The following is a 7,452-nucleotide window of genomic DNA, read 5'->3' on the forward strand; positions in this document are numbered from 1 at the left end:
GAAACCCAACTATAATCATTATTAAATCATTGTTGGGTTTCGCTATGGCTCAACCCAACCTACGTTAGTGTTTGTAATTGCTGTTGATTTAGATAGAAATAATGTCCTTTTTTAGCCATTAATTCCTCATGACTGCCACTTTCAATTAACACACCTCTATCTAGTACCAAAATTAAATCAGCATTTCGCACGGTGGAAAGACGATGGGCAATTACTAAAGTAGTTTTTCCTTTGAGAATTGTGTTAAAATTCTGTTGAATTATCCTTTCTGATTCAGTATCTAAATGAGAAGTTGCCTCATCTAAAACCAATAATTTCGGATTACCTAATAATGCTCTAGCAATGGCTATTCTCTGTCTTTGTCCACCAGATAATAAACCTCCACCTTCACCAATTTGGCTTTCATAACCCATTGGTAATTTTTTGATAAATTCATCAGCACCAGCCATTTCTGCTGCTGCAATTACTTCTGATAAAGGTATTCCTGGATGTCCTAAACTGATATTTTCTCGAATTGTTCCACCAAATAAAAATGTGTCTTGGTCAACTACACCAATTTGTTGTCGAAAAGAACGCAAGGAAAGACTGGTAATATCTTGTCCGTCAATTAAAACTTTACCATCTGTGGGGGGATATAAGCCGACAACTAATTTAGAAATGGTGGTTTTTCCTGAGCCACTGCGTCCCACTAAGGCTACCATTTGTCCGGGTTTGATTTCAAAACTGAGGTTTTCTAATATATTAATATCGCTTTCTGGATGATAACGAAATGTGACGTTTTCAAAGCGAATATGCCCCTGAATTGCTGGTAAATTCTGCCGTGATTGATTTTGTAAGTCTTCTTCTGGTTCTGTGTCTAAAACATCGTTAATTCTTTCTACTGCAATCACAACTTCCTGCAATTCATTCCATAAGACAATTAACCGTTGGAAGGGGCGAATAATATTACCCAGCAGCATATTAAATGCTACTAGTTGTCCCACAGTTAACTGATTATGAATTACTAAATATGCCCCAAACCATAATAAAGCTGTGGTAGCTACTGCTTCAATTGTGTTACTGAAAATTTGTAAATTATTGCCGATAACTTGCCCGGAAAAGTTGGTTTTTACCTCTTTATTTAATAACTCTTCCCAATGCCATCTTACTGTTTGTTCTACTGCTGTGGCTTTGACAGTTCTCACACCAGTTAAAGCTTCTATTAAATAACTGCTTTCTTTGTTGACTGCATTGAATATTTCTCTGGAAATCCTTTGTAAAAAAGGTGTGGCAATTAAGGCTAATAAGGCAAAGGGTGGCACAATTATTAAAGCTAATAATGCCATTTTCCAACTGTACCAAAACATCAAGCCCACATAGATAAAGACAGTGAATAAATCTAAGAGAATTGATAATGCTTCACCCGATAAAAAGCGTTGAATTTTGCGGTTTTCCTGCACGCGAGAAATAATATCCCCCACATAACGAGTCTCGAAAAAACTCAGGGGTAAACGCAATGTATGGCGAATAAAACCGACAATTAATGCTAAGTCTATCCGATTAGCTATATGATCTAAAAGATATTGCCTTAAACCCGTCATAGCCACCCGAAAAAGGCTAAAAATCAACAATCCTATTCCTACTGCTGTCAGGGTCAGTTCTGACCGTTGTACCACTACCCGATCTAAAATTAATTGGGTAAATAGGGGGGTAATTAAGCCAAATATCTGGATGAATATGGAAGCGATAAATACTTCCAACATGACTACAGAATGGGGTTTTATTAACTCAAAAAATTGCCAAAAAGGTGTAGATGTCTCTTTCGTTTCTTTGAGCATTGCTGTCGGTTGTAACAACAATGTATAACCAGTCCAGTCGTTGTTAAATTCCTCATGGGTGAGGGTGCGTTGACCAATAGCAGGGTCTGCCACAATTACATATTTAGGGGTAATTTCGTAGACCACTATGTAATGTTTGCCTTCCCAGTGAACAATAGCAGGTAATTTTTGCTTTCCTAACTGCTTTAAACTAGCTTTGACAGGTCTAGTGGCAAAACCTAGACTTTCTGCTGCTGTTAATAACCCCCGCAAGGATGCACCATTGCGGTCTACATTGGCAATATCACGCAAGCGATTTACACTAAAACGTTTCCCCCAATACCGGGACACCATGACTAGACAAGCTGCCCCGCAGTCAGAACCACTTTGTTGAGCAAAGAATGGATAGCGCCCCATTACCTTTTGCCATAAATGCCCCACCCGTTGTCTGGGACTGGGAAAATAGGCTTTACTAATTTTTGATTCTGAGGTCAAATAGGGGGTTGAATCTGAATTGTCGTTCTCTGGAGAGCTTGGTTTTATGGGTGTATAATCTGTGTTTCTCAGGAGTGAGTATGCTTTCTCCCATAAATGTTCTCGAATTTGGGGATACTTGGCTATTAATGGCAATAGTAACTTTTCTGGCAAGAAGCATAACTGTAAATTTGCTGAAGCTCTGGCTGCATAAGGCTCAAATTTAGATTGGGGAAACAAGGTAAATTCACCGAAAAATGCCCCAGGTTCTAGGGTAGTAATTAATTCGTCTTTATCATCTAATAGTCTGACTTTGCCCGTAATGATAATGTAAATGCCCGGTTCAACATTCTTTCCTGTCCAGAATTTGCCGACTTTAGGGTTGATAGATTGAAGTTCGGGAAGATAGTGATAAAATTCTTCTGCGGTTAGTGAATACCCCAATGTATTGTTGATTTGTTGCAGAGATACTAATTGAGCGGATATATTGTGCGCCATAAATGTCTGCATCTTTTACTGCTTTGTGAAAATTAATAGGTATAATTTCTGAGGAATCGGTGGTATTTGCTTTTTTGAGGTCAGCAATTGATATTTTGGGTTCTGTAGCTGATTTTGGGCTATTTTGTCCATCATGACTGGGTTTCGGTCGAGTGGATAAGCCCATTTGTTTGAGAAGTCGCTTAAAGTGGCGATCGCTCACTTCAAAGCCAAATTCTTCGCACAGATGTTTCTGTAACCAATTTAATGTCCAGTGTTGAGAGCCATAACCATAATCACGAGGATTACTGTAAAATAATTCTTTTAATCGTTGTAAGTATTCATTACTAACTAATTTAGGGCGACCAATCGGACAATCTTGCCATTGATGCGCCATTCCCTGACGAGCTATGTGTATCCAATGTCTAGCGGTTGCGGGACAACACCCCAAAATTTGACAAATTTCTGCTTGAGTTATCCCTTGGTCCGCTAACAACATAATTTGAATCCGTTGCCGCTGGGATTGAGAGCGATGTTCTTGTAATGATTTTAACAGCATTTGTCGCTGAAAATCTGTTAACAAGTTACTTGAAGAATTGCTCCCCGCTTTATTACTACTTGTCCATTGATATGTATACATAAATGGTTCAATCTCGTAAAAATCAAACTCCGCAAGCATCCTAGTTCCCTCTTAATGAGAGCTTGGCCTTATTTTAGGGATGAAAATAATTTCGCATCCGTTTAATACCTTTGTAGAGACCTTACATGGGTAGAGATTCTCGGCTCTACCTCCAAAAATCATCCGCCAATATGGCTACACCACGTAGGCTATCTGCAACGCCAAAAATTAAAGCATCTTTTTAGCCTTTAATAAATCACCTGGCAGAAAAGCCCCATTTTCAGTAATAATGGCGGTAATTAAATCAGCAGGTGTGACATCAAAAGCCGGGTTATAAAATTCCACTCCTGGAGGGGTGAGGATAGTTTCACCTATTTGATATATTTCTGCTGGGTGACGTTCTTCAATGGGAATTTGACTACCATCAATTAATTCAAAATCTACTGTAGATAAAGGTGCAGCGACAAAGAAAGGAATATTATGAGCTTTGGCGACAATAGCTAAACTATAAGTTCCGATTTTATTGGCAGTGTCACCATTAGCAGCAATTCTATCAGCACCCACAACTACAGCATCAATTAAACCTTGTTTCATGCAGTGGGCAGCCATATTATCGGTAATTACTGTCACTGGAATGCCTTCTTGGACACATTCCCACGCGGTGAGTTTTGCACCTTGTAACCGGGGACGGGTTTCGTCAGCAAATACCCTGGCTAAACGTCCTTCTTTCCACGCAGAACGGACTACACCTAATGCTGTCCCATAACCGGCAGTGGCTAATGCCCCAGCGTTGCAATGAGTGAGTATAATTAGTTGGTCTGGGGTTTGCGGTAATGCTGCCAAACCATGATCACCTATAGCTTGACAGGTTTGTAGATCTTCGGCATTGATCTTTTGGGCAGTTTCTAAAAGAACTTGTTTAATTTCGGCGACTGTTCCCACGGTTTCATAAGCCGTTTTCATCATTCTACCAATGGCCCAAAACAAATTTACCGCAGTGGGACGGGTAGAACGCAACAAATTAGCGACTGTTTCCAGTTTAGTCAAAAACTCTTGGATTTCGCTTGTTTCAATTTCCCTTGCACCTAAATACATTCCATAGGCCGCAGCCACTCCTATCGCCGGCGCACCTCTCACAATCATGGTTGTAATGGCTTGTGCCATATCTTCACTGCGGTGAATCTCCACCACTGTATATTCATTAGGTAAGCGAGTTTGATCAATGAGTGATACTGAATTATTGCGCCAAATAACGGGATAAACCATATTGTTAGTTGTTAGTTGTCAGTAGGGGCGAAGCATTTGCAAGATAAATTATCGGTCATTGCCAAAAATAGTTCTCCAAATGCTTCGCCCGTACAGTTGTTAGTGGTTAGTAGGGGCGAAGCATTTGCAAGATAAATTATCGGTCATTGCCAAAAATAGTTCTCCAAATGCTTCGCCCGTACAGTTGTTAGTTGTCAGTAGGGGCGAAGCATTTGCAAGATAAATTATCGGTCATTGCCAAAAATAGTTCTCCAAATGCTTCGTCCGTACAGTTGTCAGTTGTTAGTAGGGGCGAAGCATTTGCAAGATAAATTATCGGTCATTGCCAAAAATAGTTCTCCAAATGCTTCGCCCGTACAGTGGTTAGTTGTCAGTAGGGGCGAAGCATTTGCAAGATAAATTATCGGTCATTGCCAAAAATAGTTCTCCAAATGCTTCGCCCGTACAGTTGTCAGTGGTAATGGATGAAAGGGAACTTTTAGATATAGTAATTATCAATCATTATTCAACAAATTCATGCTCTTTTGCCTGTTCCCTGTTCCCTGTTCCCTCTTTCCCAAATTAAGTTAAAAAAGAAAGATGAAAATTACCAAAAAAATCAACAATTGGCTGGAAACCCATGCTGCTGCACCTGCTTATGGTGGTTGGGTATTGGCGGGAATTTCTGTGTGTTATTTGGGTGCAGGGATTAATACCATGGCTGGCTGGCTGTATGTGATTAGTGGAGTCAGTTTTGCTCTTTTGGGTGTATCCGGTTTTGTTGCACCGCGATCGCTTGCGGGTATAATTGTCAAACGTCGTCCCATTGAACCAGTAACCGCAGGTGATGACCTAAAAATTGAGATAGAAATTCACAATCAGAGAGAACAATCGGCGACTTTATTACAAGTTAGAGACATTCTCCCATTTATTTTTGGTCAGCCAGTCCAGCAAAGTATTGAATCTATTCCACCACAGGATAGTTATCGCTGGGTATATTATCACCCTACCCAACAGCGAGGCCTTTACCGCTGGCATACAGTAGAATTAGCTACGGGTGCGCCTTGGGGTTTGTTTTGGTGTCGTCGTCCCCGTCAGTGTGAAGCTAGGGCAATTGTTTATCCCACCGTCTTACCCCTGACTACCTGCCCTTTAATTGATGAAATCGGACAAGATGACAGCCAACGGGGAGATCCTCGTGGTAAACCTTTACAAATGGCAACAACGGGATTAGTGCGATCGCTGCGTCCCTATCGTATAGGTGATCCTACCCGATTAATTCATTGGCGGACAAGCGCCCGTTATGGAGAATTACGAGTGCGGGAATTAGAAGTAATTACCGGGGGACAAGAAATTATTATTGCCATAGATAGTTCCTTTCAGTGGCAACAAGAATTATTTGAACAAGCCGTAATTACCGCTGCTTCCTTGTATTTTTATGCCCAACAGCAACAACTGCAAGTACAATTATGGACATCAGCTACAGGTTTAATTACAGGCAATATCGCAGTTTTGGAAACCTTAGCAGCCACCAACCCTATCGAAAAAAACAGCTTACCACCGGATAACTGTCCCCTAATTTGGCTGACACAAAACTCCTTTACCACATCCACCTTACCCCTGGGTAGTCGTTGGGTACTCTGGCAAAATTCAGATTCAGCAGCAGAAACTGTCATTAATCGGGAATATCCCGGTATCATTATCCAAAACGAACAAGAGCTACAACCCCAATTGCAAAAAGCTCTTAATTTATTTTCAGGCGATTTCTCGCACTGAGCCTGATGTACAATGCAATGAAACATTAAAATTTATCAACAGCACAGCCCATGGTGACATCAGAAGTGAATTCACAATCCAGCGATAAAAGCCTAGAAGCAATGCGGCATTTTTCCGAACAATATGCCAAACGGACGGGAACATACTTCTGTTCTGAACCTTCTGTTACCGCAGTTGTGATCGAAGGACTAGCCAAGCATAAAGATGAAATCGGTGCGCCTTTATGCCCTTGTCGTCACTACGAAGATAAGGAGGCCGAAGTTAATGCCGCTTTTTGGAATTGTCCTTGCGTCCCCATGCGCGAACGCAAAGAATGTCACTGTATGCTATTCCTTACCTCTGATAATGAGTTTTCCTGCGACAAACAAGAAATCTCTATGGAGACTATCAAAGAAGTTCGGGATACTATGGGATGAACGAAACCATGTCTGAAGAGTTTTGGCAAGGTGTAGAACAGTTCAATGCTGGACAGTTCTACGCTTGTCATGACATTCTTGAAGCACTCTGGATTGATAGTATCGAACCAGATAAAACTTTTTATCAAGGTATTCTCCAAATTGCCGTGGGACTGTATCATCTGGGTAATCATAATTTAAGAGGAGCAATGATTCTTTTAGGTGAAGGTAGTAATCGTCTTCGCCGTTATCTACCCAGCTACGGCGGTATTAATGTGGAAGAATTATTTACTGAAAGTGTGGATTTGTTAAAGACTCTACAACAAGAAAGTCTACAACCAATGGCAAATAATAAATTGGCTGAAAATCAAGCTCGACTTTTACCCAGTATTTCCCTGTCTAAACTATGATTTGTGGGATTTTGATGATTTATGGGATTTATTTGCTTAATTTTTTGTAAGTGTGTCAGACTTGATAATTGTCTAAACTATGATTTGTGGGATTTTGATGATTTATGGGATTTATTTGCTTAATTTTTGGTGGGTGTTTCCAACTTGATCATTGTCTAAACTATGATTTGTGGGATTTTGATGATTTGTGGGATTTATTTGTTTAATTTTTGGTGGGTGTTTCCAACTTGATCATTGTCTAAACTATGATTTGTGGGATT

The 7,452-nt window shown here is 40.3% G+C and carries 8 protein-coding genes; 5 read left to right on the plus strand and 3 right to left on the minus strand.

Annotation, left to right across the window (positions count from 1 at the left end; all coding sequences use genetic code 11):
* Positions 1-59 precede the first annotated feature (59 nt).
* The 3 genes from FJR09_RS02675 to mtnA form a co-directional block, all read right to left on the minus strand.
* Positions 60-2,714, minus strand: a complete 2,655-nt coding sequence (locus FJR09_RS02675; protein ID WP_168653740.1) for a peptidase domain-containing ABC transporter — start codon at positions 2,712-2,714, stop codon at positions 60-62.
* Complete coding sequence (locus FJR09_RS02680; RefSeq protein ID WP_371416437.1) at positions 2,647-3,426, minus strand: transposase; 780 nt, start codon at positions 3,424-3,426, stop codon at positions 2,647-2,649. The genes FJR09_RS02675 and FJR09_RS02680 overlap by 68 nt, the downstream gene beginning before the upstream one ends.
* Before the next feature lie 168 nt (positions 3,427-3,594).
* The gene (gene mtnA / locus FJR09_RS02685) at positions 3,595-4,632 is read right to left on the minus strand and encodes an S-methyl-5-thioribose-1-phosphate isomerase (protein ID WP_015078313.1); all 1,038 of its coding nucleotides are present in this window, start codon (positions 4,630-4,632) and stop codon (positions 3,595-3,597) included.
* 255 nt (positions 4,633-4,887) lie between these two features.
* Here mtnA and FJR09_RS24375 point away from each other — a divergent pair, with 255 nt between their 5' ends.
* From FJR09_RS24375 to FJR09_RS02710, 5 genes are read left to right on the plus strand one after another with little or no spacing between them, the layout of a single operon-like run.
* On the plus strand, positions 4,888-5,031 hold the full coding sequence (locus FJR09_RS24375; protein WP_174783234.1) for a hypothetical protein: 144 nt from the start codon (positions 4,888-4,890) through the stop codon (positions 5,029-5,031).
* On the plus strand, positions 5,000-5,197 hold the full coding sequence (locus tag FJR09_RS24380) for a hypothetical protein (protein WP_174783235.1): 198 nt from the start codon (positions 5,000-5,002) through the stop codon (positions 5,195-5,197). Before FJR09_RS24375 ends, FJR09_RS24380 begins: the two co-directional genes overlap by 32 nt.
* A 14-nt stretch (positions 5,198-5,211) precedes the next feature.
* Positions 5,212-6,387 carry a DUF58 domain-containing protein gene (locus FJR09_RS02700; protein ID WP_015078311.1) on the plus strand — a complete coding sequence of 392 codons (1,176 nt, stop codon included), beginning with the start codon at positions 5,212-5,214 and terminating at the stop codon, positions 6,385-6,387.
* 50 nt (positions 6,388-6,437) lie between these two features.
* Complete coding sequence (locus tag FJR09_RS02705) at positions 6,438-6,803, plus strand: ferredoxin-thioredoxin reductase catalytic domain-containing protein (RefSeq protein ID WP_148763435.1); 366 nt, start codon at positions 6,438-6,440, stop codon at positions 6,801-6,803.
* A complete protein-coding gene (locus tag FJR09_RS02710) occupies positions 6,800-7,192 on the plus strand; it encodes a DUF309 domain-containing protein (protein WP_015078309.1) in 393 nt (130 codons plus the stop codon). Before FJR09_RS02705 ends, FJR09_RS02710 begins: the two co-directional genes overlap by 4 nt.
* Positions 7,193-7,452: the final 260 nt, after the last annotated feature.

The organism is Dolichospermum sp. UHCC 0406 (assembly GCF_009712025.1).
GTDB classification, from domain to species: Bacteria; Cyanobacteriota; Cyanobacteriia; order Cyanobacteriales; family Nostocaceae; genus Dolichospermum; species Dolichospermum lemmermannii.

Bases quoted from the DNA above. Each gene is read 5' to 3' on its own strand.
- FJR09_RS02680 (WP_371416437.1), bottom strand. From the start codon at position 3,426: ATGCTTGCGGAGTTTGATTTTTACGAGATTGAACCATTTATGTATACA.
- mtnA (WP_015078313.1), bottom strand. From the start codon at position 4,632: ATGGTTTATCCCGTTATTTGGCGCAATAATTCAGTATCACTCATTGAT.
- FJR09_RS24375 (WP_174783234.1), top strand. From the start codon at position 4,888: ATGCTTCGTCCGTACAGTTGTCAGTTGTTAGTAGGGGCGAAGCATTTG.
- FJR09_RS02700 (WP_015078311.1), top strand. From the start codon at position 5,212: ATGAAAATTACCAAAAAAATCAACAATTGGCTGGAAACCCATGCTGCT.
- FJR09_RS02705 (WP_148763435.1), top strand. From the start codon at position 6,438: ATGGTGACATCAGAAGTGAATTCACAATCCAGCGATAAAAGCCTAGAA.
- FJR09_RS02710 (WP_015078309.1), top strand. From the start codon at position 6,800: ATGAACGAAACCATGTCTGAAGAGTTTTGGCAAGGTGTAGAACAGTTC.